Annotated in this window: 19 protein-coding genes and 2 pseudogenes; 6 read left to right on the forward strand and 15 right to left on the reverse strand. The window is 67.2% G+C overall.

Annotated elements, in window-relative coordinates; all coding sequences use genetic code 11:
* The first annotated feature begins 81 nt into the window (after positions 1 to 81).
* The 3 genes and pseudogenes from fdxA to AC5Y4D_RS13880 all read left to right on the forward strand — a co-directional run.
* Positions 82 to 405 (forward strand): ferredoxin, encoded by a 324-nt coding sequence (gene fdxA, locus AC5Y4D_RS13870; RefSeq protein WP_499941294.1) that lies wholly within the window; start codon positions 82 to 84, stop codon positions 403 to 405.
* A gap of 26 nt (positions 406 to 431) precedes the next feature.
* Entirely contained in the window at positions 432 to 1529 is a 1098-nt protein-coding gene (gene dapC, locus AC5Y4D_RS13875; RefSeq protein ID WP_500037421.1) for a succinyldiaminopimelate transaminase, read from the forward strand.
* Positions 1530 to 1678: 149 nt separating this feature from the next.
* Positions 1679 to 2899, forward strand: a pseudogene (locus AC5Y4D_RS13880) (alpha/beta hydrolase fold domain-containing protein); the annotation flags it as partial.
* A gap of 72 nt (positions 2900 to 2971) precedes the next feature.
* Here AC5Y4D_RS13880 and AC5Y4D_RS13885 read toward each other — a convergent pair.
* From AC5Y4D_RS13885 to AC5Y4D_RS13915, 7 genes and pseudogenes are all read right to left on the reverse strand, one after another.
* Positions 2972 to 3433, reverse strand: a complete 462-nt coding sequence (locus tag AC5Y4D_RS13885) for a DUF2834 domain-containing protein (RefSeq protein ID WP_500037422.1) — start codon at positions 3431 to 3433, stop codon at positions 2972 to 2974.
* A 48-nt stretch (positions 3434 to 3481) separates the two neighbouring features.
* Positions 3482 to 3769: a CDGP domain-containing protein gene (locus AC5Y4D_RS13890; protein ID WP_499989762.1), complete on the reverse strand. Its 288-nt coding sequence runs from the start codon at positions 3767 to 3769 to the stop codon at positions 3482 to 3484.
* A gap of 87 nt (positions 3770 to 3856) precedes the next feature.
* Positions 3857 to 3985, reverse strand: a pseudogene (locus tag AC5Y4D_RS13895) (putative sulfate exporter family transporter); the annotation flags it as partial.
* On the reverse strand, positions 3986 to 5896 hold the full coding sequence (gene cysC / locus AC5Y4D_RS13900; protein WP_500037423.1) for an adenylyl-sulfate kinase: 1911 nt from the start codon (positions 5894 to 5896) through the stop codon (positions 3986 to 3988).
* Entirely contained in the window at positions 5896 to 6813 is a 918-nt protein-coding gene (gene cysD, locus AC5Y4D_RS13905; RefSeq protein ID WP_500037424.1) for a sulfate adenylyltransferase subunit CysD, read from the reverse strand. Before cysD ends, cysC begins: the two co-directional genes overlap by 1 nt.
* Positions 6810 to 7613: a trehalose 2-sulfotransferase gene (stf0, locus tag AC5Y4D_RS13910; protein ID WP_500037425.1), complete on the reverse strand. Its 804-nt coding sequence runs from the start codon at positions 7611 to 7613 to the stop codon at positions 6810 to 6812. Before stf0 ends, cysD begins: the two co-directional genes overlap by 4 nt.
* A gap of 100 nt (positions 7614 to 7713) precedes the next feature.
* Positions 7714 to 9270: a PucR family transcriptional regulator gene (locus tag AC5Y4D_RS13915; RefSeq protein WP_500037426.1), complete on the reverse strand. Its 1557-nt coding sequence runs from the start codon at positions 9268 to 9270 to the stop codon at positions 7714 to 7716.
* A gap of 84 nt (positions 9271 to 9354) precedes the next feature.
* On the opposite strand from AC5Y4D_RS13915, the gene pruA reads away from it, so the two are divergent.
* Positions 9355 to 11007, forward strand: a complete 1653-nt coding sequence (pruA, locus tag AC5Y4D_RS13920) for an L-glutamate gamma-semialdehyde dehydrogenase (protein ID WP_500037427.1) — start codon at positions 9355 to 9357, stop codon at positions 11005 to 11007.
* A 242-nt stretch (positions 11008 to 11249) separates the two neighbouring features.
* On the opposite strand, the gene AC5Y4D_RS13925 is transcribed toward pruA, so the two are convergent.
* From AC5Y4D_RS13925 to AC5Y4D_RS13960, 8 genes are read right to left on the reverse strand one after another with little or no spacing between them, the layout of a single operon-like run.
* Complete coding sequence (locus AC5Y4D_RS13925; protein WP_500037428.1) at positions 11250 to 11864, reverse strand: TetR/AcrR family transcriptional regulator; 615 nt, start codon at positions 11862 to 11864, stop codon at positions 11250 to 11252.
* A gap of 5 nt (positions 11865 to 11869) precedes the next feature.
* Entirely contained in the window at positions 11870 to 13036 is a 1167-nt protein-coding gene (locus AC5Y4D_RS13930; protein ID WP_500037429.1) for a lipid-transfer protein, read from the reverse strand.
* Positions 13033 to 13488: a MaoC family dehydratase gene (locus AC5Y4D_RS13935; protein WP_500037430.1), complete on the reverse strand. Its 456-nt coding sequence runs from the start codon at positions 13486 to 13488 to the stop codon at positions 13033 to 13035. Before AC5Y4D_RS13935 ends, AC5Y4D_RS13930 begins: the two co-directional genes overlap by 4 nt.
* Positions 13489 to 14595, reverse strand: a complete 1107-nt coding sequence (locus AC5Y4D_RS13940) for an acyl-CoA dehydrogenase family protein (protein ID WP_500037431.1) — start codon at positions 14593 to 14595, stop codon at positions 13489 to 13491.
* A 3-nt stretch (positions 14596 to 14598) separates the two neighbouring features.
* A complete protein-coding gene (locus tag AC5Y4D_RS13945) occupies positions 14599 to 15018 on the reverse strand; it encodes a Zn-ribbon domain-containing OB-fold protein (protein WP_500037432.1) in 420 nt (139 codons plus the stop codon).
* Positions 15018 to 15560 carry an FAS1-like dehydratase domain-containing protein gene (locus AC5Y4D_RS13950; protein ID WP_500037433.1) on the reverse strand — a complete coding sequence of 181 codons (543 nt, stop codon included), beginning with the start codon at positions 15558 to 15560 and terminating at the stop codon, positions 15018 to 15020. Before AC5Y4D_RS13950 ends, AC5Y4D_RS13945 begins: the two co-directional genes overlap by 1 nt.
* The gene (locus AC5Y4D_RS13955) at positions 15561 to 16757 is read right to left on the reverse strand and encodes an acyl-CoA dehydrogenase family protein (protein WP_500037434.1); all 1197 of its coding nucleotides are present in this window, start codon (positions 16755 to 16757) and stop codon (positions 15561 to 15563) included.
* Between the two features lie 3 nt (positions 16758 to 16760).
* A complete protein-coding gene (locus tag AC5Y4D_RS13960) occupies positions 16761 to 17963 on the reverse strand; it encodes a cytochrome P450 (RefSeq protein ID WP_500037435.1) in 1203 nt (400 codons plus the stop codon).
* Between the two features lie 167 nt (positions 17964 to 18130).
* Here AC5Y4D_RS13960 and AC5Y4D_RS13965 point away from each other — a divergent pair, with 167 nt between their 5' ends.
* Together AC5Y4D_RS13965 and AC5Y4D_RS13970 are read left to right on the forward strand one after the other, a co-directional pair.
* A complete protein-coding gene (locus AC5Y4D_RS13965; protein ID WP_500037436.1) occupies positions 18131 to 19591 on the forward strand; it encodes an aldehyde dehydrogenase family protein in 1461 nt (486 codons plus the stop codon).
* Positions 19588 to 21804, forward strand: a complete 2217-nt coding sequence (locus AC5Y4D_RS13970) for a CaiB/BaiF CoA transferase family protein (protein WP_500037437.1) — start codon at positions 19588 to 19590, stop codon at positions 21802 to 21804. Before AC5Y4D_RS13965 ends, AC5Y4D_RS13970 begins: the two co-directional genes overlap by 4 nt.
* The last annotated feature ends 13 nt before the right edge of the window (positions 21805 to 21817 follow it).

Here is a 21817-nt window from a genome sequence, read left to right on the forward strand (position 1 = left end):
TACCGGTTCGCGGCTTGGACGCCCCCAGGCCGTGCAGCCGACAGCCCACTTGTTCATGGAGGACACGTTGAGGAGACGTCCGTGACGTACGTGATTGCCCAGCCCTGCACCGACATCAAGGACAAGGCGTGCATCGAGGAATGCCCCGTCGACTGCATCTACGAGGGCGCTCGGATGCTGTACATCCACCCCGACGAGTGCGTGGACTGCGGCGCCTGCGAGCCGGTCTGCCCGGTCGAGGCCATTTACTACGAAGATGACGTGCCCGAGCAGTGGAGTCAGTACACGCAGATCAATGCGGACTTCTTCGCCGAGCTGGGCTCCCCGGGCGGGGCGGCCAAGGTCGGGCTGACCGAAAACGACCCGCAAGCGGTCAAGGACCTGCCGCCCCAGGGCGAGGACTGAATCCGCTGCTGCGCCGCCGGCAACCGGTGTCGGCGTCCTTGCCAGAGTTTCCGTGGGACACCCTGGCCGAGGCGAAGGCGACCGCGGCGGCCCATCCGGACGGCATCGTCGACCTGTCGGTCGGCACCCCCGTCGATCCGGTCGCGCCGCTGATCCAGGAAGCGTTGACGGCCGCCGGAGCGGCACCCGGCTACCCAGCCACCGCGGGCACCCGCAGGTTGCGGGACTCCGCGGTGTCCGCACTGGCCCGTCGCTACGGCGTCACCGGCTTGGCGGAATCCGCGGTGCTGCCGGTGATCGGCACCAAAGAACTCATCGCCTGGTTGCCGACGCTACTGGGGCTCGGTGCCGGCGACGTGGTCGTGGTGCCGGAACTCGCCTACCCCACCTACGACGTGGGTGCGCGGCTGGCCGGAGCCCAGGTGATGCGCGCGGACTCATTGACTCAGCTGGGACCGCAGACCCCGGCGCTGATCTACCTGAACTCGCCGAGCAACCCCACCGGCCGGGTACTCGGGGTCGAGCACCTACGCAAGGTAGTCGGGTGGGCACGTGAGCGCGGGGTGCTGGTGGCGTCCGACGAGTGCTACCTCGGGCTGGCGTGGGACCTGGAGAACGGGTCGGCACCCCTGTCGGTGCTTCACCCGTCGGTCTGCGAGGGCGACCACACCGGGTTGCTGGCCGTGCACTCGTTGTCGAAGAGTTCGTCGCTGGCCGGCTACCGGGCGGGTTTCGTCGCCGGGGATGCGGGCGTGGTCGCAGAGTTGCTGGCGGTGCGCAAGCACGCCGGGATGATCGTGCCGACGGCGGTGCAGGCCGCGATGGTCGCCGCGCTGGACGACGACGACCACGAGAAGGTGCAGCGGGAGCGCTACGCGCAGCGCCGCGCGGTCTTGCTGGCGGCGCTGCGCTCGGCGGGCTTCACCGTCGATCACTCCGAGGCCGGCCTCTACCTGTGGGCGAGCCGGGGTCAGGGCTGCCACGAGACCGTTTCCTGGCTGGCGCAACGCGGCATCCTGGTGGCTCCCGGTGATTTCTACGGTCCCGCGGGCGCGCGTCATGTGCGCGTCGCCCTGACCGCCACCGACGAGCGGATTGCCGCCGCGGCCCACCGCCTGCGCTAGCTTGCTATGGCGAGCAGACGCAAAATCCCCCAAATCACGGGGTGATAGGGGGATTTTGCGTCTGCTCGGCGGGAAGGGAGTGGGCGCTTGGCCGAGGTTCGGCGGGAGCGACCGGATAGATTGGTCAACCAGCGACGGGAGGGAAGACGATGAAGCGGATAGCGGCGATCCTGGTGGCGCTGGCCGGGGTGGTGTTCGCGGCCAACGGTTATCGCCCGTTCAGCAAGCGCGGTTACGGCGCGGGCTACGCGTTCGGCTACGGACTGTTCGCTTCGGAACTGCCGTTGTATGGGCTGGCCGCGCACGTCGCCGCCCTGGCCGCGGTAACTCCTCGGCGGTCGCCGCGGATAAGTCTGCTGAGTTGGGGGTTGGCCTGCGCATCCTGGCTGGCCCTGCTGGGGCTGCGGCGTGCCGGGCACACCGCCCAGGAGACCCTGACGGCGGCGCTGGACGAAGGGCTGGGTCCCGACCGCCGCACCGACGGGGCCGACCTGTGGAAGCGTCCGGCGCCCGATGGTGCGACGGCGAAGAAGCCGGGCCCGGCGCGCATGCTGCGCATCTGGCGCGACTACGCCCACGACAGCGACATCAGCTACGGGGAGTTCGGTTCGCGCAACCACCTCGACATCTGGCGCCGCCCCGATCTCGACCGCGACGGGCGGGCGCCGGTGCTGTTGCAGGTGCACGGCGGTGCCTGGATGGTGGGAAACAAACGCGGACAAGCACATCCGTTGATGAGCCATCTGGCCGAACTCGGCTGGGTCTGTGTGTCGGTGAACTACCGGCTCAGCCCGCGCTCGACCTGGCCGGACCAGATCGTCGACGTCAAACGGGCCATCGCGTGGACCAAAGAGCACATCGCCGAATACGGCGGCGACCCGAACTGGATCGCGATCACCGGCGGCTCGGCCGGCGGGCACCTGTCTTCGCTCGCCGCGCTCACCCCGAACTATCCGCTGTTCCAGCCCGACTTCGAAGACGCCGACACCCGGGTGCAGGCTGCCGTGCCGTTCTACGGGTTCTACGACTTCACCCGCGACGACGCGGTGCATCCGATGATGCACGCAATGATGGCCAAGCGCGTGTTCAAGCTCGGGCGGGCCGACATCGTCGAGCCGTTCCGGCTGGCCTCGCCCATCACCCACGTGTCCGAAGACGCGCCACCGTTCTTCGTGCTGCACGGCGTCAACGACTCGTTGATTCCGGTGGAGCAGGCCCGCAGTTTCACCGCGCGGCTCCGCGAGGTCAGCCGCCAGCCGGTCGTCTACGCCGAATTGCCCTGCGCGCAGCATGCTTTCGACATCTTCGGGTCGACCCGCGCGGCGCACACCGCGGTGGCGGTCGAGCAGTTCCTGGCCGAGGTATATGCCCCGTCTCGGGTGGAGAACCTACGCGCGGGATCGTCGACCCGGACCGCACACGCCCTTGAGCGCCAGGACCCGTCACGCTATGGCCACCCAGATGGTCTGCGCCGCCGCCAGAACGGCGAAAGCCGTGAGCAGGACGGTGTCCGGCGTGTGTAGCCGCGGGGAATCTGTTGTGCCCAACCGAAATTCGCGGGCGATGAGGAACAACGGAAACGAAACGCTGATCGCGACGGCGAATCCGGCGACGACGTAGAGCCACACGAATCTGATGTCGAGCTTTCTGGCCTCGATCACCATCAGGATGATGACCGCCAGGGCGAGCAGCAACAGGTCGGCCGTCAACGATCGGGACGCCGGTGTGACTTTGGCGTCCAGGGTGAAGTCGTGCAGAAAGCGCGCGGGCCGGTCGAAATACGCGAGATTCTGACTCCAGGTCGCGACGAGTGCGGCTACCGCGATGGCACCGTAGACGACGCAGAGGACCTTGCGTGACGTGGGCATGGGTAGCGCTTGATCGGCTCGGCCGGGAATTGTCATGCGCTCACGCTGGCATAAGAGCCCTCGACGCGCCAGCGTCCCCCGCCGTCAGTCGATGTGCGCGGGCGGGTCGGCGAGCGCGGGATCCGCGGGGGTCCGATCCGGACCCAGCACGTCGCAGTTCTTGACGGGCGTCAGGTAGGAACTGGCGCCGTGCGGAACCAGCTGGGCAACTCCCACGCATCGTTGCCAGGTGCCGTCCGGCTGAACGGGTCCGTCGCACTTGCTGATGACGCCTCCGCCGTACACACAGCCGGCGGCGGCCGGCGCCGCCACGGCTACCGGCACCGCGGCCAGCAACAGGGCGGTCAGTCCTGCGACGATGCAGCGTTTCATGGTCGTCTCCCGTCAGCTCGCAGGCGGCGCGCAAGGATCGAGCTTCCGGGTGTCTACCCAACTGTTGGTCCGTTTATGCCGATCAGCTCAGCCGGCTACGCCCCGGTGCAAAACGCGTGAGGTGAACAGGACGAGCCCCAGCGACACCGAGGCGACGACGACTCGTCCGATGACCGCGACAACCAGTGGGCGCCAACCGGTTCGGGTGATCTGCCGTTACTTACGCGGACTGCGCTCGTCGAGCAGGCTGATCACCTTGGCGGCGAGATCGTCGATGTCCGCATCGGTGGTGTCGAGCACCAGGTCGGCTTCCTCCGGCGGCTCGTACGGCGCGTCCACACCGGTCATCCCCTTCAGTTCGCCCTTGCGTGCCCGCGCGTACAGACCCTTGGGGTCGCGGCGCTCGCATTCCTCCAGCGAGGTGGAGATGTGCACCTCGATGAACGGGAGTTTGGCGGCGTCGTTGAGCGCGCGTGCGGTCTCGCGGTCAGACTTCAACGGCGATACCAGCGAGGCCAACGCGACCACGCCCGCGTCCGCCAGCAGGCGCGTCAAATGCCCTACCCGCCTGATGTTTTCGGTGCGGTCGCCGGGGGAGAAGCCCAGGTCGTCGGACAGTCCGTGTCGCAGGTTGTCCCCGTCGAGCAGGTAGGCGACGCGACCGGATTCGACGAGTGCGCGTTCCACGGCCACCGCGACGGTGGACTTGCCCGAGGCCGGCAGGCCGGTGAACCAGATCGTCGCACCCGGTTGGCCGGTCGCCTTCCAGCGGTGCTTGCGGTCCAACGCCGAAGGGTGCCAACGGATGTCGGTGCGCTGACTGGCACCCGGCTTGACTTCCCGCGCCTCGATGATGGTGCCGGCGCCGACGGTGTCGTTGGTGGTCTCGTCGATCAGGATGAACGCGCCGCTGTCCCGGTTGCCGGTATAGGGATCGGCGATGACGACCGAGCTGGTGCGCAACGTCACGGTGCCGATGTCGTTGAGCGTCAACTCGACCGGCTGGTCGATCTCGTCCAGGGTCTCCGGGTCCAGGCGCGAGTGCAGCTCCTGCACGGTGGTCCGCACGGTCTTGGTCGTCTGTTTCAACGCCAGTCGGTCACCGGCGCGCAGCGGGTTGTCGATGAACCAGCACACATTGGCGTCCAATTCCCGGGCCAGCACCGGCGGAACCGCATCCTCGGCCCCGCTGACCAGGACGTCGCCGCGACCGACGTCGATGTCGTCCTCCAACTCGATGGACACCGAAAGCGGTGCGACAGCGGTGTTTCGGTCGTCATCGAGGGTGTCCAACGCGGTCACCGTCGACTTGGTGCCGGCGGGCAGCGACATCACCGGATCTCCGACGCTCAGCGTGCCCGCCGCCAGCCGGCCGGTGTAACGGCGGCGCTGCTGGTCGGTCGGGCGCGAGACCCACTGCACCGGCAGCCGCAGCCGGGACGCCTCGGCCTGCGGGGCGGCCAGTTCCACGCCTTCCAGATAGTCCAGCAGCGTGGGGCCGTCGTACCACGGCGTCCGGTCGGAGCGGTGCACCACGTTGTCGCCGTGCTTGGCCGCGAGCGGGATCACCTTGATGTCGACTTCGCCCAGCCGCGCCGCCACCTGGCCCAGTTGTTCTTCGACGTCGGAGAATTTGCCCTGGTCGAAGTCGATCAAATCGATCTTGTTGACGGCGGCCACAAAGTGCTTGATGCCCAACAGCTTCGCGATCCGGGCATGCCTGCGCGTCTGCCGCAGCACTCCTTCGCGCGCGTCGACCAGCAGCACCGCCACGTGCGCATTGGAGGCGCCGGTGAACATGTTGCGGGTGTAACGCTCGTGACCCGGTGTATCAGCCAGGATGTAGCTGCGCGTCTCGGTGGAAAAGAACCGGTACGCGACGTCGATGGTGATGCCCTGTTCGCGTTCGGCGCGCAGGCCGTCGGACAGCGCCGCCAGATCGGCCACGCCCTCCTCGTCGGTGACGGCTTCCAGATGGTCCAGCGGCAGGCTGTCCGTGTCGTGCAGCAGCCGGCCGATCAGGGTGCTCTTGCCGTCGTCCACCGATCCTGCGGTGGTGATCCGCAGCAGCTGACGCGTTATTCCCTTGGGGTGTACGACTTTCTCGGCCTTGTCGGCGACAGTCATCAGAAATACCCTTCTCGCTTACGGTCTTCCATCGCAGCGGCTGACGTGCGGTCGTCGGCGCGGGTCTCACCGCGCTCGGACACCGTCGCGGCCGAGATCTCACGGATGACGCCGGTGATGTCGGTGGCTTCCGAACGCACCGCGCCGGTGATGGTCAGGTCCCCGACGGTGCGGTAACGCACCCATTCCTTGGCGGCTTTCTCCCCGTCCTGCGGGCTGGCGTATTCCGACACCGCCAGCAGGATGCCGTCCCGTTCGAACACCTCACGCTCGTGCGCGTAGTAGATCGACGGAATCTCCAGCTCTTCCAATTCGATGTAGCGCCAGACGTCGAGCTCGGTCCAGTTGCTCAACGGGAACACCCGGACCTGCTCGCCCTTCTTGATCCGGCCGTTGTAGAGCGACCACGGTTCCGGGCGCTGGGCACGCGGGTCCCACTGACCGAACTCGTCACGGAAACTGAGGATCCGTTCCTTGGCCCGCGCGCGTTCCTCGTCGCGTCGTGCGCCGCCGAAGGCCGCGTCGAAGCCGCCCTCCTCGAGGGCGTCGAGCAGGGTGCGGGTCTGGGCGCGGTTGCGCGAAGCCGACGGGCCCGGGTCGGGCACCCGGCCCTTGTCGATCGACTCCTGGACCGAGGCGACGATCAGCTTGTGCCCCTCGCCGGTGACCCGCTCGTCGCGGAACTCGATCACCTCGGGGAAGTTGTGTCCGGTGTCGACGTGCATCACCGGGAACGGCAGCGGCAACGGGCGAAATGCCTTCTCCGCCAACCGAAGCAACACGATCGAGTCCTTGCCGGCGGAGAACAGCAGCACCGGCCGCTCCAGTTCGGCGACGACTTCGCGGATGATGTGCACCGCTTCGGCTTCCAGCAGCCTCAGCTCGTCGACGTGCAACGTGTCTGTCGGAGCGCTCATGTGGGGAGCCCCTCTCTTTCGGCATCGGTCCGATAGCGGTCCACCCACTCGTCGGAACGCTGGTCGGCCTGACGCTGGAGCACCGGTTCGGGCGCCAGTCGCGGGTCCAGACCCAGCTCTTCGAGGATGTGGCCGACGACCTGAGTCAGGTTGCGCCACAACACCGGATAGGAAATCTCGATCGGTTTGACGTTTTCTTCGGCAAACCAGTTCTGCCAGCCTTCCTCCTGCGCCCGCAGCATCTTGACCACGTGCGCGATCGCGCCGGCATGGTAGGTGGCGCGCGCGTCGCGGACCGGGTCGGGCCGTCCGCGCCACACCCGGGTCTGCACCGCGCGCCAGAACGACACCGCCTGCGAGATGACGTCGGGCCGGTGGATGTGGATGAGCAACGGGTCCTCGCCGACGACGTCGCGGATCGCGGACAACAAACCCTCTCCCGAGCGGTCGGGCAGGCCGGCCGCCCGGTCCAGCAACAGCGGCGTCTGATTCCACATCAGCTTGCCGCCCCACACCCCGTTCGGCGTGCGGCCGACGGTGCGGATGTAGTCGCGCCAGATCTCCGCCGGTGCGAGGTCGGGCTTTCCTTCGTCGAGCGGGTCCAGCAGGCTCAGGATCGACTCGTCGTCCACGTCGGCGAACCACTGCCGCGGCTGTGGGGACTGACTGGTGGAGGGCAGGTACTGGAAGAACTCCTGCGGCTCGCCGGCCACGCCGGTCGCGCGCAGCGATTCCACGAGCAGCGTGCTCCCGCTGCGCTGGGATGCCAGCACCAGATATGACGACGGATGATCGGCCACGAACCGAAGCCTAACCGCAGGCAAAACCGCTGCAACTCTTGCAGTTACGCTCAGCCTGAGAATAACTATTGCCCGACCAGCGCCGCTGTCTGGGAAAACCTCAGGCCGACGGCTCGGTTGCCCGTAAACCCAGCGAAAACAACAGGCGCGCCTCGGGATCACTCAGCGAGGTCGACAGCACCTTCTCGATTCGGCGCACCCGGTATCGAACCGTGTTCGGGTGCACCTGCAGGCGCAGCGCCGCGGCGGCGACGTCACCGAAACAGTCCAGGTAGACGCGTAGCGTCTCGGCCAGCATCGGATCCCGGTTGCGCAGGGTGCGGATCCGGGGATCGACGAGTCGTTCGTCGGTGCCGATCAGGGTGACGATCTCGTCGAGCAGCACCGTGGTGCGCGCTTCGGCCAGCGAGGTGACCCGGCCGATGGTGCCGGGGTGGCGTTCGGCGCTGTCGAGTACCCGGTCCACCTCGATGCGGGCTTCCGATACCGCGGCCAGGCCCGGGACCGGCACGGCGATGGCCGCGCGCAATTCGACGCCGATTTCGGTGCGTAGCGCGGCGATGGTGCCGCGCACCCAGGACGGGATCGACCGGGCTGTGCCGAGCTGCGGTAGCAGGACGTAGACCCGGGACCCATTGGATGCGACCTGCGCATCGTGCCGAAAAGCGCTGGCGCTCAGTGCCAAGACGTCGGCGAGGCGCGTCTGGCGGTCGCCGGGCGCGAGGGTGTCCCAGCCGATCAGCACGCCGTCGCCCGCTACCGGCAGGCCGAGTTCGACGGCGATGTCGGTCACCGCGCCGCCGTCAGTCAGGCCGAGTAGCTGCTGCACCCGCAAGGTGTGGGTGGACGGGCGGGCCGCCAAGCGCGACATGATCCGGGCGGCCAGCACCGCGGCCCCGCGCAGCATCTCCTCGGCGTCCTCAGCCAGCGACTGCGACCCCTGCTGCACCCAGATGGTGCCGGTGAACACGCCGTTTTCGTGGATGCCGATGGCCAGGCGCGGCCGCAGACCCAAGTTCGGGCGCTCGGCCACCCGCACCACGTCGTTTCCCTTCCGCAGCGCGTCGAAGATGCCCGCTCGACCGATCCACTGCAGATGCTCGGGCGGGCCGGCGCGGCCCAGGATCGACAGCCGGCGCAACTCGTCGGCTTCGTCGTTGGAGGCCGAATAGGCCAGCACGTGCGACTGGGCGTCTTCGATGCTGACCATGCCGTGAATCCGGTCGGCCAGGGACTGTGCCAGCCCGAACAGATCGGAGCCGGAATCCTGTTGCTGGTCGGAAGGGCCGTGCGCCAACACGCGGTTGACCAGCTGGTAGATCCGCTCCCACCGGGCGCGTGGATCGACGGCCACGACCGCGGCACCGGCCCGCACTGCCGCCGCCACCACCGGCGCCGACGGTTCCTTGACGAAGACCGCCACGGGCGCGCGGGCGGGTGCGGCGATCCAGCGCACCGCGTCGTCGTCGCCGACACCGAGCAGGAAGAAGGCGTCGGCCGAGCCGGCTGCAGCGGCCAGACCCAGTCGCACGTCGTCGGTATCGATCAATGCCGCGCTGGCCACCGGAAGGTCCAGGCCCCGCGGCGCGGCGACCAGGCGCACCATGGTCGCGTCCAGGGCCAGCAGCAAATGGCCGAGTCCGACGCCGGACCCCATGTTGTCCGATGCTACTAGCAACAGCACCAGTTGTTGGCTGATCAGCCAACTGATCGAGGCGCTACGGCGCGGATCCTGACCTGCATGGACGCCATCACCCAGGTACCGATGCCGGCCAACGAGCCGGTGCACGACTACGCGCCGAACTCACCCGAGCGCACCCGGCTGCGCACCGAACTGGCTGCGCTGGCCGCTAACCCGGTCGAGCTACCGCATGTCATCGCGGGCCGGCACCGGATGGGCAAGGGCGAGACGATCGACGTCGTCCAGCCGCACCGGCACGCCGCCAGACTGGGCACGCTGTCCAACGCCACCCACGCCGACGCCGCCGCCGCGGTCGAAGCGGCGATGACCGCGAAGGACTACTGGGCGGCGATGCCGTTCGACGAACGCGCGGCGATCTTCCTACGGGCCGCCGACCTGCTGGCCGGGCCGTGGCGGGAAAAGATCGCCGCGGCCACGATGCTCGGCCAGTCCAAGTCGGTGTACCAGGCCGAGATCGATGCACCCTGTGAGCAGGTCGATTTCTGGCGGTTCAACGTCGCGTTCGCGCGGCAGATTCTGGCGCAGCAACCGATCAGTGGTCCGGGGGAGTGGAACCGCAGCGACTACCGCCCGCTCGACGGTTTCGTCTATGCGATTACGCCGTTCAACTTCACCTCGATCGCCGCGAACCTGCCGACCGCGCCGGCGCTGATGGGCAACACCGTGGTGTGGAAGCCGTCGATCTCGCAGACGCTGTCGGCGTATCTGACGATGCAACTGCTGGAGGCGGCCGGGTTGCCGGCCGGGGTGATCAACCTGGTCACCGGGGACGGTCTGGCGGTGTCCGACGTCGCGCTGGATGACCCGCGGCTGGCCGGCATCCACTTCACCGGGTCGACGGTCACCTTCCAGCACCTGTGGCGCCAGGTTGGGGCCAATATCGGCCGCTACCACAGCTATCCGAGGTTGGTGGGGGAGACCGGCGGCAAGGACTTCGTGCTTGCGCATGCCTCCGCGCGGCCAGATGTGTTGCGTGCGGCCCTGATTCGCGGTGCGTTCGACTACCAGGGCCAGAAGTGCTCGGCCGCCTCGCGGGCGTTCGTCGCCCACTCGGTGTGGCAGCGGATGGGTGACGAGTTCCTCGGTGCGGTCGCCGAATTGACCTACGGCGACGTCACCGATCTGTCCAACTTCGGTGGCGCGCTGATCGACCGTCGCGCGTTCGTCAAGAACGTCGACGCCATCGAACGGGCGAAGGGTGCCACCGGTGTCACTGTCGCGGTCGGCGGCGAATACGACGACAGCGAAGGGTATTTCGTGCGGCCCACCGTGCTGCTGTCCGACGACCCGACCGACGAGGCGTTCGCGACCGAGTACTTCGGGCCGCTGCTGTCTGTGCACGTCTACCCGGACAGCCAGTACGAGCGGATGCTCGAGGTCATCGACACCGGATCCCGGTATGCGTTGACGGGCGCGGTTATCGCCGACGACCGCGAGGCGGTGCTGACCGCTTCGCGGCGGCTGCGGTTCGCGGCGGGAAACTTCTACGTCAACGACAAGCCGACCGGGGCGGTGGTCGGACGCCAGCCGTTCGGTGGCTCACGCGGATCCGGGACCAACGACAAGGCCGGGTCGGCGCTGAACCTGATGCGCTGGACGTCGACGCGCACCATCAAGGAGACGTTCGTCCCGGCGACCGAGCACGCGTATCCGCACATGGGTTTTGACTTGGGTTCTTCCTGCCAGGGTTGACGCATCGATCGTGAGGCCAGGGCGTTGAGAGTGAGCGTGTGGCGTTGAGAGGTGCGGCGTTGAGAGTGAGCGTGTGGCGTTGAGAGTGAAGGTGTGGCGTTGAGAGTGAACTCAGGGCGGCGAAATCGCGATCTGGCCGCCCAGGCTTCACATTGAAAGCCGTGACTTCACATTGAAAGCCGTGGCTTCACAATCAAAGCCCCGGCTTCACAATGAAAGCCGTGGCCCACACCCGAGCGTGTTCAACGAGGGCGAATGGTGCGGGCGGGCCGCGCGCGGTCGTCGGCGAAGCCGCGCACCACGTGTGCGCTGACGAACTCGGCGACGACGTCGGGATCGTCCATATCGCGTATCGGCGAGGCGGTGCTGAACAACGAGAACAGGATCCGCGCGAACCATTCGCCGGCCGACTCCACGTCGAGGTCCTTGCGCACCTCGCCGGTGATCTTCGCCGCAGACAAGTAGGGAGCGAAGAAGTCGACGCATTCACGCAACAGCACCGCGGCGTCCTTGGTGAGGAGCAGGCTGATCGCGTCTTCGTCGAAGTACTCCTCGGAGGCGATCGCCCGGCGCGCCTGGGTGACGAAAACCGCTGCGTTGGCGAGTTTTTCCTCGAGCGAGGAGCCGGGGTTCATCGCTCTGGTCATTTCCCGGTAGAACTGCTCGGAAGCGTGCTCCGCGCAGGCCTCCAGGATGGCCCCTTTGTCGGAGAAGTACTCGTAGATCGTGCTGCGCGATATGCCCGCCTCCCGGGCGATGTCGACGATCGTAGTCTTCAGCAGCCCGTGTTTACGGAAACACGCATACGCGGAATCGAGGATGAGTTCCCGCGTATCGGTCGCTTGGGCCTGGGTCATCGGGCCTACCCGTCCCGGGCGAGGATGAGCCCGCTGGTGGGCACCCCGGTACCCGAGGTGACCAGCACATGCTCGACGTTTTCGACCTGGTTGTAGGAAGTGCCCCGCACCTGCCGAACGCCTTCGGTGATGCCGTTCATGCCGTGAATATAGGCCTCGCCGAGCAGGCCGCCGTTGGTGTTGATCGGGAATTCACCGCCCAGTGACAATCGCTCGACGGTGGCGAAATCCTTGGCCTCGCCGCGCCCGCAGAAGCCGAGTTCCTCGAGTTGGGTGAACACGAACGGCGTGAAATGGTCGTAGATGAAGGCGGTTTGGATGTCTTGCGGTTTCAGGCCCGAATCGCGCCACAGCCGGTCGGCGACGACGCCCATCTCCGGCAACCCGGTGATGTCCTGGCGGTAGTAGCTGGTCATCATCTCGCCGTCGGCGGCGGCGCCCTGGGCAGCCGCGGTGATGATCGCCGGCGGCTGGCGCAGATCGCGGGCCCGTTCGGCGCTGGTCACAACCAGCGCGACGCCGCCGTCGCTCTCCTGACAGCAGTCCAGCAGGCGCAGCACCGGTTCGACGATCCAGCGCGAGTTCTGGTGGTCTTCCAACGTGATCGGACGTTCGTAGAACCAGGCGTCGGGATTGCGGGCGGCGTGCGCGCGGTCGACGACGGCGATCCGGCCGAAATTCTCGTTGGTGACCCCGTAGGTCGACATGTACCGCTGGGCGTGCAGCGCCACCCAGGCGGCCGGTGTGATCAATCCGAAGGGTGCGTAATGCGCCATGAACAAGGGAGTTTCGGCGCTGGTACGTCCACTGCCGCCGAACCGGAACCCGGATCGCTCGTTGAACGCCCGCCAGCACACCACCACATCGGCGACGCCGGTCGCGACCGCCATCGCGGCATGCACGACGGTGCCGGCCGCCGCGCCGCCGCCGTGATGCACGCGGGAAAAGAAGCTCAGGTCGCCGATGCCGACGTTGCGGGCGATGTCGATCTCGTCGCTGGAGTCCATGGTGAAGGTGACCATGCCGTCGACGTCACTGGGTGCCAGGCCGGCGTCGTCGATCGCGGCACTGACTGCCTCGCAAGCCAATTGGAGTTCGCTGCGGCCCGACTCCTTGGAGAACTCGGTCTGACCGATGCCGGCTATGGCACAACGTCCCGGCAAAGCGCTCATGCGCCCGCCCCGTCGAGCAGGCTGAGCACGGCAGTGCCCGAGACGTGGTCGCCGAGGTTGTTGGAACCCCGGAAGGTCACCTCGACGAAGTTCTCGCCGTCAGTGCCGGGGTTCTTGGCGGAGACGGTGCCGGCGAAGCTCAGCGTGGAGCCCGGAAAACACGGCACCCCAAGCCGAATCGCGAGATTCTTGACCATCGCCTCCGGCCCGGCCCAGTCGGTGAGGAACCGGACGCAGTACCCGTTGGTGGTCAGGATGTTCATGAACAGGTCCGGGGAGCCTTGCTTCTTGGCGTAGTCGCGGTCGTGGTGCGCCGGCATGAAGTCACGCGACGCAATCGCCCCGGCGACGATCTTCGTTGTGTCAATGGGGATTTCGAGGGCGGTGACGTCGTCGCCGACCTCGATGTCGGCCCACTTCAACGTGGTCGTGCGACTGGCGGTGGTCGTCATCTACAGTCCTTCCGAGTATGTCGAGCCCAGGCGCGCAAGCTGCTGGGAAGCAGGGCCGAGGGTGAGCTCATTGTGCTTGGCCCACAGGAAGTAGCGGTGCAAAGGATAGGTGGTGTCGATCCCGATGCCGCCGTGGACGTGCTGAGCGGTTGCGGTCACCCGCGCGCCGGCTTCGGCGGCCCAGAACTTCGCAATGCGTGCCGCCCGGTCGGCCGGCTGCTCATTCGCGATCAGCCACGCCGCGTGCCAGGTGGTCCACCGGATCGCCTCGACGTCGATGAAGGCGTCGGCCATCCGCTGTTGCACGGCCTGGAAACTGCCGATGGGCCGGCCGAATTGTTCACGCCCGGTAGTGTATTCGGCGGCGATGTGCAGCGCGCGATCGGCGACGCCGAGCTGGATGGCGCACAGCGCGGCCAGCGCCCGCGTGTACAGCGACTCGACCGAGGCGCCTTCGAGGCGGTCGCCGCCGGAAACCGTTGCGCCATCCAGGAACACGTCGGCGTGGGGTTCGCGGTCGGTGGTCGACACCGGCCGGACCTCGACGCCTGGGTCCTCGGTGGCCAGCAGGAACAGGCCGACGTCCCCGTCGTCGATGGTGGCCGGGATCAGCACTGTGTCGGCGAGTTGGCCTGCCGGGACCAGTTCCTTGGCACCCTCCAGGCGCCAGCTCGCACCGTCGCGGCGCGCGGTCGTGGCCGGGCGAGTCGGGTCGGATCGGCCGGGTTCGGCCAGCCCCGCACTCAGGATGCGGTTGCCGGCAACGACTTCGGGTAGCAGGCGTTGCTGTTGTTCTTCGGTGCCGTGTCGGGCAATCGGATCGGCCCCCAGCACCAGCGTCGCGTAGGCCGGCACCGGCGCCACGCTCCACCCGACCTCGGCCAGCAGCACACCGAGTTCCACGAAGCCACCGCCGTTGCCGCCGTACGCTTCCGGCAGTGCGGTTCCCAACAGGTCGACGGCAGCGAGTTCTTTCCACAGCGCCTCGTCGTAGCGGACCTCGCCCGCCTCCAGTTCGGTCAACCGCTCCGGTGTGGCCCGGCGCTCGAAGATCTCGCGGGCCAGCTTCGAGATGGTTTCCTGTTCCTCGGTGAAGGTGAAGTCCATGTTCTATCCGCTCGGCCGGAACTGGTGCAGCACAAGGTCTTCCTGAGACTTCCTGGACACGCCTTCGAAGGCCTCGAAGTAGATTTCGACCGGCATCCCGACCGTCACGTCGGACGGGTCCACGTCGGTGAGGTTCGACACCAGCCGCACGCCCTCCTCGAGTTCGACCAGCGCCACGATGTAGGGGTAGTCGAAGAACGGGACGCGCGGCTGATGCGGCAGCACGTAGCTGTAGACGGTGCCCCGTCCGGACGCCTCGACGGTCTCCCAGTCCAGCGAGCGGCACTGCGGGCACATCGGCCGGGGCGGGTGCCGCAGCACGCCGCAGCCTGCGCAACGCTGGATCAGCAGCTTGTGGTCCCGCAGACCGTTCCAGAAGAACTCGGTGTCCGGACTGATCGCCGGCGTCATCCGGGTCGCCATCAGCGCTCCGGCCTGAATCGCAGCACCCGGAATCGCTGCCGCCCCAACACTTCCCCGTCCTGGTTGGTGTAGGTGGTCAGCCAGGTCAGGAAGAATCCGGTGCCCAGCGCGGTCTTCTTCTCGTCCGACACCGACTCGTAGACCGTTGTCGAGCTGATCTGATCGCCCAGTCGCGGATACCGTTCGATCTCGAATTCGGAGTTGGTGGCCACGGTGCTGCTGTACCCGGCCTCGTCGAGGAACGCCGTCGGGTTGCTCTTGATCTCGATGGGCGCACCGCCGCGGTCCCCGATCCCTTCCAGCTTCGGCGACGGCATCGTCCAGGTCTGCAGCATCACCGGCGGTGAGACGATGCCGCCGAAGCGGGACGTCGCCGCGAAATCGGGATCGATGTACACCGGGTTCAGGTCGTCCATGGCATACGCCCAGTGCCGGATCATCGGCTGGTTGACCGGATCCGGTGCCACCGAAGGCTTTCCGCTGCCCCCGGTCGGTTTGTCGACCAGCCCGCGCAGCTTGGCCAGAAGTTCTGCGTCCGTCATTTAACCTGCCTTTTCTGTTGTGGCGCGAAGGTCACGTGGTGCCCGCGGCATGCCCAACCCGGCCATGGCGATGATGTCACGCTGGATCTCGTTGGCGCCGCCACCGAACGTGTTGATGACGGCCTGCCGGTACGCCGTTTCCAGGGCGCCACGAAGCGGCGCGTCGGCACCACGGCGCACCCCGTTGCCGTCGAGGACCTCGAGCAGCTGGCGGGCGACCTGCTGGGTGAGCTCGGTGCCGAAGACCTTGGCGGCCGAGGCTTCTCCCATGTTGAGTACGCCTTTGGTCATCGCGGCGTTCACCCGCAGGTTCACCAATTTGTATGCGGCGACCTGTGCTTCGACCCTGGCCAGCGCGAGCTGTACCCACGGCTGGTCGATGACCCGGGCACCGTCGAGCTCGGTGGATTCGGCCCAGGCCAGCGTCTTTTCGAACAGTGGCTCCAGCGCACCCAGATTGCCCAGGGCGGCGCGCTCGAAATTCAGCTGGGTGGTGATCAGCTGCCAACCCTGGTTCTCCTCGCCCACCAGTGCGCTCACCGGCACCCGCACGTTGTCGTAGAACGTGTAGAAGGTCGAGATGCCCGGCATGGTGTGCAGCGGCTGCCAGGAGAACCCCGCTGACGACGTCGGCACGATCAGGATCGAAATACCTTTATGTTTCTTGACGTTCGGGTCGGTGCGGGCAGCGAGCCAGATGTAGTCAGCGTAGGCGGCGCCGCTGGTGAACATCTTCTGGCCGTTGATCACGTACTCGTCCCCGTCGCGCACCGCCGTGGTGCGCACCGAGGCCAGGTCGCTACCGGCACCGGGCTCGGAGTAGCCGATGGCGAACTCGACGCTGCCGTCCAGGATGGCGGGCAGAAACTTCTGCTTCTGCTCCTCGCTGCCGCGCTGCATCAGCGTCGGGCCCACGGTATTGAGCGTCACCAACGGGATCGGCGCGCCGGCCCGTCGCGCTTCTTCGGCGAAGATGAACTGCTCAATCGCCGAGAAACCTTGCCCGCCATATTCTTTCGGCCATCCCACGCCGAGCAGGTCGGCGGCGGCCAGCGCACGTACGCACTCGCGGACGGCGGGGCCGCCCTCGATGTTCTTGCCGATCGCTGAGACACGTTCGGGGGTCATCACCTGTTGCAACGTGGCCCGCATCTCCGCACGCAGCTGTTGTTGCTGCGGGGTGTATTCCAGTTCCATCGCTCAGGCCCCCAACCGGACCGGCATGCGCTTCACCCCGGGAACCATCGTGGCCTTCATCCGAGCGACGTCACCGACAAGCTCGAGTCGCGGGAAGCGACGCAACAACTCGTCGAACAACACGGTCGCCTCCAGTCGCGCCAATTGCGCACCGATGCAGGAATGTTCGCCGCAGCCGAAAGCGATGTGCGGATTGGGGTGGCGGGTCACCTTGAATTCCTCGGAGTCACTGCCGAATACGTCCTCGTCGCGGTTGGCCGACCCGTAGAGCATCGTCACCACTTGGCCCTCGAGAATCCGCTGGCCGCGGATCTCGGTGTCGGCGGTCGCAACCCGAGACATGCTGACCACCGGGCTGTTCCAGCGCAGCATCTCCTCGACCGCTACGGGGATCAGCGTGGGATCCTCGACCAGCAGCCGGCATTGGTCGGGGTGGTTGATCAAGGCCAGGGTGCCCAGCGCGATCAGATTGCGGGTGGTCTCGTTACCGGCCACCAGGAGCAGGAACGCGAAGTTCAGCAGGTCTTCGTCGGTGAGCCGGTGTTCGTCGATCTCGGCCTGGGCCAACACCGAGAGCAGGTCGTCGCGCGGGTCGGTGCGGCGCGCCGCGATCAGCTTCTGGAAGTACTCGAACAACTGGCCGATGGCCACGAACGCGTCGAGTTCGATCTCGGGGTCGGCGGTTCCGGTGGCCGCATCCGACCAGGCCCGGAACTGCTCCCAGTCCTCGGCCGGAGCGCCGATCAACTCGGCGATCATCCGGGTCGGCAGCGGGGCCGCGATCTCTTCGGCGAACTCGTGCACCGATCCCGGCTCGACCTGATCGAGGATGCCGCGCACGATCTCGCGGATCTTGGGCTCGAGGACCGCAACCCGACGGCGGGTGAACCCGGCATTGATCAGCTTGCGCATCTGCCGGTGCCGCGGCGGGTCGGTGAAGATCAAATTGCCTTCCTGCACCGGATTGGGCATCTCCGGGTCGGGTATCGAGATGCCCTTGGTCGAGGTGAACAGGGCCGGATTGCTGGACACGAAGCGGATGTCCTCGTATTTGAGCAACGCCCAGAACTTGGTCTCGTCGTTCCAGTGCACCGGCGACGTCGCGCGCAGCTCCCGGTAAGCCGGGTACGGGTCACCGGCATAGAAGTCAGGGGAGTGCAAGGGGAAGTCGGTACGCACGGCTGGCGTCCCTCCGATCCGACACATTGAGCCAAAGTGTCTTGTGCAATGTGTCTACTCCGCGGGCGGCTGCGCTGTCAATACGCATCCAACACACCGAAAAATGCGCAAAATCCGCCCATTCCATGATTGACGCCCGAGTCCGACGGGTGTACACCAGGGGGAAAGATGACCGACCTGGGGTGAGGAAGCAGATGGCTGCGGTACCGGCGCTCGTTGACACCTACCAGCTCTACATCGACGGACGATGGGTGGAACCCGAGGACGGTCGCTACGACGACATCTCGCCGGCCACCGAGCAGACCATCGCCAGCGCCCCGGACGCCAGCGTCAGCCAGGTCGCCGAGGCGATCGGTGCCGCGCGCCGGGCATTCGACGAGGGCCCCTGGGGCACCAGCACGCCCGAGGTACGCTCGACGTGCCTCAATCAGCTCGGCGAGGCCCTACTCAAACACGCCGACGACTTCTTCGCGCTGTCCCAGCAGGAATGGGGCTGCATCGAGAACGAGCGGTTGATGCAGGTCGACGGCGCGGCGTTCATGGCCATGCACGCCGCCCAGCTGGCCACCCAGCTTGCCGACGAAGCCGTGACCGGTATCGGGGCCGGAACCACCTTGTTGCGGCACGAACCGCTGGGTGTGGTGTCCATCCTGACACCGTGGAACTTCCCGCATTGCCTCAACGTGATGAAGCTCAACCACGCGCTGGCGGCCGGTGACACCGTCGTCCTCAAACCGTCGCCACTCACGCCGCTGGCCGGGCTGGCCCTGGCGCGGCTGATCGAAGAGCACACCGACATCCCGCCCGGTGTGGTCAATGTCGTCACCCCGTCGGGTGTGGAGGCGGCCAAACTGCTCACCACCGACCCCCGGATCGACATGGTCAGCTTCACCGGCAGCTCGGTGGTCGGACGACAGGTGATGTCCGCCGCGGGCGACACCCTCAAGCGGATCCTGCTGGAACTCGGGGGCAAGTCGGCATGCGTCATCCTCGACGACACCGACGTCACTGACGAGATGTTGCAGCAGATGCTGTTCGACTGTTGCTCGCTGCACGCCGGGCAGGCCTGCATCCTGCAAAGCAGGCTGCTGCTGCCGGATTCACTGCACGACGACGTCGTCGACCGGTTGGTGTCGATGGCCCGTTCGGTGAAGGTGGGCGACCCGACCGACCCGGGCGTGCAGATGGGTCCGTTGATCAGCGACGCGCAGCGCGAGCGGGTGGCGAACCACGTCGCCGGCGCACTGGACGAGGGAGCCACGTTGGTGGCCGGCGGCGAACGCCCGGCCGGCCTGGACGTCGGGTTCTACTTCGAGCCGACGATCCTGACCGACGTGCAGCCGAATTCGGTTATCGCACAAGAGGAAGTGTTCGGGCCGGTGCTGAGCGTGGTCCGCTACCGCGACGACGACGACGCGGTCGCGATCGCGAACAACTCGCGCTACGGCCTGTCCGGGGCGGTCTGGAGCGGCGACGTGGACCGCGCCGTCGGCGTCGCCCGCCGCATCCGGACCGGGCAGGTCGCGGTCAACGGCTGCGGTGCCGGGGCCGCGCCGTTCGGCGGCTTCAAACTCAGCGGTCTGGGCCGCGAGGGTGGCGGGATCGGCGGGGTGCACCAGTACATGGAGCCGATGGCCATCGGAGTGCCCGCGTGACGGGACCCCTTGCGGGGCTGCACGTCGTCGAAATCGCTACCGAGATCTCCGGCCCCTACGCCACCAAGCTGTTGGTCGACCTGGGCGCCGACGTCGTCAAAATCGAGCCCCCGGCCGGGGATCCGCTGCGCAGCTGGGGGCCTTTTCCGGGTGCGGCGCCCGATCCCGAACGCAGTGGCCTGTTCGAGTACCTCAATACCGGAAAGCGTTGCATCACACTGGATTTGAGCCAACCGGCCGATCTCGAGACCGCGCGTGAACTGATCGCGGGGAGCCACGTCCTGGCCGAGAATCTACCGCCCGGGACACTGCGGAAATACGGACTCGACGGGCTGACACAGCTCAATCCAAATCTGGTGCGGCTCAGCATTTCTCACTTCGGCCACTGCGGGCCGTGGCGGGACCGCACTGCGTCGGCGCTGACCATGCAGGCGGTCTCGGGCTGGATCAGCCACCGGGACCCGCAGCGACCGCCGGTACAGGCCGGTGCCCGGATCTCGGAGTACGTGGCCGGCGTCTACGGGGCGCTGGGTGCGCTGACGGCCCTGCGGCTAGCTCCCGGAGCGGTCAGACACGTCGACGTCTCGGAGTTCGAGTCGCTGCTGTCGACGCTGCCGTATCCGATGCTGATGGCCGAGCGGATGAAAAGCCTTGGCCTGCCACCGAATATCCGCGCGGCGCCGATGCTGGGTGTGGTGCGCGCCGCCGACGGTTGGGTGGGCATCAACTGCCTGACCGGACAGCACTGGCTGGACGTGTGCGCGATGCTGGGCCTGCCCGAGTTCGGTGAGCACCAGATCGCCATCATGATGGGCGGCCCGGAGCGCGCCGAGTTCTTCGCCAAGGCCGAGCCGTTGCTGGCCGCCCAAACCGTCGCCGAACTCGTCGAACTCAGCCAGGCGATGCGGATCCCGGCCGCTCCGGTCAACGACGGCGCCACCGTGCTGGATTCGCCGCAGTACGCCAAGCGCGGTTTCTTCGTGCAGGGCAACGGATTTCGGCGGCCCGGCGCACCCTTCCGGATGGGCGCGAGCACGTCGGCACCCGCGCCGCCGACTGCGCCCACAGGCGAGCTTCCGTTCGCCGGACTGCGGGTGCTGGACCTGAGCACGTTCTGGGCGGGGGCGTATCTGACCTGCTACCTGGGAGCGTTCGGCGCCGACATCGTCAAGGTCGAATCCATCCAGCGCCCCGACGGGCACCGCTACTCCGGCGCCTATCCCTTCGAGGGCGACGACTGGTACGAGCGCAGCGCGCTGTGGCAGGCCACCAACCTCAACAAGAAGGACCTCACCCTCGACCTGGGTTCGGCGGCCGGACGCGACATCGCCCACCGGTTGGCCGCGCAGGCCGACGTCGTCGTGGAGAACTTCTCCCCGCGGGTGGTCGAACAGTTCGGTCTGGACTACGACTCGCTGGTGAAGCTGAAACCCGACGTGATCGCGGTTCGGATGCCCGGCTTCGGACTGGACGGACCCTGGCGCGACTATGTCGGCTGGGCACTGAATATCGAGCAGACGTCGGGGATGACGGCGGTGACCGGATACGCCGAGGGGCCGCCGTGCAACCTGCAGGGTCCGGCCGATCCCATCGTCGGGATGCACGCCGGGGTGGCGTTGCTGGCCGCACTCGAACACCTCCGCCGCACCGGCGAAGGCCAGTTGGTCGAGATCGCCCAGATCGAGGTCGCCGCCTGTGTGACCGCCGAACCGGTGATCGAGTATTCGATGAACGGTGTGGTGCGTCCGCGGGAAGGCAACCGCCGGCGCGGCTGCCTGCAGGGCGTCTATCCGACGAAGGACGAGGCTTGGGTGGCGGTGTCGCTGCCCGACGACGGAACGCTCGACCACGACACGTTCGACGAACTCATCACCGGCTGGACCCGCACCCTGCCCGCCGATGCCGTCGTTGAAACCCTTCAGGGACAAGGGATTGCGGCTGAGCGCGTGGCCACCGGCGACCGGATGTACGACTTCGCCCAACTGGACGCGCGGGATTTCTACGAGGATTTCGAGCACCCGGTCACCGGGCTGCGCCGCTTCCCCGGCTGGCCGTTTCACATCACCCCCGGACCCGACCGCCACCACCGCAGCGCGCCACCGACGCTCGGCCAGCACAACGACGAACTGCTGCGCGGCTTGGGGCTGTCCGATGACGAGATCGCCACGCTGCGCGAGCAACGGGTCATCGGCGAACGCCTACTGAACGCCTAAAACTCAAGGCCGA

This window comes from Mycobacterium sp. NGS67 (genome assembly GCF_059812185.1).

What these genes read in the sequence shown, in the direction of transcription:
- AC5Y4D_RS13945 (WP_500037432.1), bottom strand. Translation starts at nt 15,018, where the DNA reads ATGGCGACCCGGATGACGCCGGCGATCAGTCCGGACACCGAGTTCTTC.
- AC5Y4D_RS13935 (WP_500037430.1), bottom strand. Translation starts at nt 13,488, where the DNA reads ATGACGACCACCGCCAGTCGCACGACCACGTTGAAGTGGGCCGACATC.
- AC5Y4D_RS13950 (WP_500037433.1), bottom strand. Translation starts at nt 15,560, where the DNA reads ATGACGGACGCAGAACTTCTGGCCAAGCTGCGCGGGCTGGTCGACAAA.
- AC5Y4D_RS13890 (WP_499989762.1), bottom strand. Translation starts at nt 3,769, where the DNA reads ATGAAACGCTGCATCGTCGCAGGACTGACCGCCCTGTTGCTGGCCGCG.
- AC5Y4D_RS13955 (WP_500037434.1), bottom strand. Translation starts at nt 16,757, where the DNA reads ATGGAACTGGAATACACCCCGCAGCAACAACAGCTGCGTGCGGAGATG.
- AC5Y4D_RS13885 (WP_500037422.1), bottom strand. Translation starts at nt 3,433, where the DNA reads ATGACAATTCCCGGCCGAGCCGATCAAGCGCTACCCATGCCCACGTCA.
- AC5Y4D_RS13940 (WP_500037431.1), bottom strand. Translation starts at nt 14,595, where the DNA reads ATGGACTTCACCTTCACCGAGGAACAGGAAACCATCTCGAAGCTGGCC.
- AC5Y4D_RS13930 (WP_500037429.1), bottom strand. Translation starts at nt 13,036, where the DNA reads ATGAGCGCTTTGCCGGGACGTTGTGCCATAGCCGGCATCGGTCAGACC.
- cysD (WP_500037424.1), bottom strand. Translation starts at nt 6,813, where the DNA reads ATGAGCGCTCCGACAGACACGTTGCACGTCGACGAGCTGAGGCTGCTG.
- cysC (WP_500037423.1), bottom strand. Translation starts at nt 5,896, where the DNA reads ATGACTGTCGCCGACAAGGCCGAGAAAGTCGTACACCCCAAGGGAATA.
- AC5Y4D_RS13965 (WP_500037436.1), top strand. Translation starts at nt 18,131, where the DNA reads ATGGCTGCGGTACCGGCGCTCGTTGACACCTACCAGCTCTACATCGAC.
- AC5Y4D_RS13915 (WP_500037426.1), bottom strand. Translation starts at nt 9,270, where the DNA reads ATGGGGTCCGGCGTCGGACTCGGCCATTTGCTGCTGGCCCTGGACGCG.
- pruA (WP_500037427.1), top strand. Translation starts at nt 9,355, where the DNA reads ATGGACGCCATCACCCAGGTACCGATGCCGGCCAACGAGCCGGTGCAC.
- AC5Y4D_RS13960 (WP_500037435.1), bottom strand. Translation starts at nt 17,963, where the DNA reads ATGTGTCGGATCGGAGGGACGCCAGCCGTGCGTACCGACTTCCCCTTG.
- AC5Y4D_RS13925 (WP_500037428.1), bottom strand. Translation starts at nt 11,864, where the DNA reads ATGACCCAGGCCCAAGCGACCGATACGCGGGAACTCATCCTCGATTCC.